We start from the raw sequence: 1,267 nt of genomic DNA, 5'->3' as shown, positions 1-1,267 counted from the left end.
GACCACCACGGGCCGGCCGGCCTGGGCCGCCGGCGGCGGCGCCGGGCGGCTCGCTGGTGCGGGCGTGGGCGCGGAACTCATGCCGGCTAGCCTGCCACGGGCTCCGGGACCGCACCAGCCGCGGCGACGCGACGCGCGCAACCATTCCTATACACGGCTTCCGATAGAATGGCGGCCGTTTCCCCCTCCTCATCACGGCCGATGACCGCCAATCCGGGCATTCCGTTCGAAATTCCCGGCTACCGCATCACCCGCCAGCTCGGCCAGGGCGGCATGGCGACGGTGTACCTGGCCGTACAGACCGCGCTGGAGCGCGACGTCGCGATCAAGGTGCTCGGCGCCGACCGTGCACCGAGCGAAGACCTGATCAAGCGCTTCGAGAACGAGGCGCGCCTGATCGCGCGGCTCGACCATCCGCACATCGTCAGCATTTACGAGGTCGGCCGCGCGTCCAGCGGCCATCTCTACTACACCCTGCCCTATCTGCCCAACGGCGACCTGGCCGCGCGCAAGGACACGGGCGACCAGCGCCGCATCATCGAGATCCTGCGCTGCCTGGCCCAGGCCCTGGGCTACGCCCACGAGCACGGCATCGTGCACCGCGACGTCAAGCCCGAGAACGTGCTGTTCGACAAGCTCGACCGCCCGCTGCTGACCGATTTCGGCATCGCGCTCGCGCGCCATTCCGACGTGCGCGTCACGCGCGAGGGCGCCACCCTGGGCTCGACCGGCTACATGAGCCCGGAACAGGCCCGCGGCCAGGCGCTCGACGGCCGCTCCGATCTCTACAGCCTCGGCGTGATGGCCTATGAGCTGTTGACCGGTGATCTGCCGTTTCACGGTCCCGACGCGCTGTCGGTCGCGCTGGCCCACGTCGAGCAGCCCGCGCCGCGGCTGCCGCCGACCCGGCGCGCCTGGCAGCCGCTCATGGACCGGCTGCTGGCCAAGGAGCCGGCCCAGCGCTATGCCAACGCCGCGGAGTTGCTGGACGGGCTGGACCAGGTCGAGAGCGAGCTCGAGCAGCGCCGCAACGGCGACCACGCGCCGTCCTGGCGCGAACGCGTGCGCGAATGGCCGGCGAGCCTCTGGGTCGGTCTGTCGGCGATCGCCGGCACCGTGCTGCTGCTCGGCATGCTGCTGTGGCCCAAGGGCCAGGAGCCGCCGGAGTCGCGCTTCGTCACGGTGCCGGCCCTGACCGGCGAGACGGCCGCGGCGGCCGATTCCCCGGCGAACCCGCCGGCCGCCGGCGACGCTGCGGACAGCGTGG

1 protein-coding gene is annotated in these 1,267 nt (G+C 72.1%); it reads left to right on the top strand.

Annotated elements, in window-relative coordinates:
* Nucleotides 1-201: 201 nt before the first annotated feature.
* On the top strand, nucleotides 202-1,267 hold a 1,066-nt coding region (locus NON22_RS24490), incomplete at its 3' end, for a serine/threonine-protein kinase (protein WP_257389594.1).

This window comes from Tahibacter caeni, from assembly GCF_024609805.1.
Taxonomy (GTDB): Bacteria; Pseudomonadota; Gammaproteobacteria; order Xanthomonadales; family Rhodanobacteraceae; genus Tahibacter; species Tahibacter caeni.
This window is presented reverse-complemented; position numbering and strand designations above follow the sequence as displayed.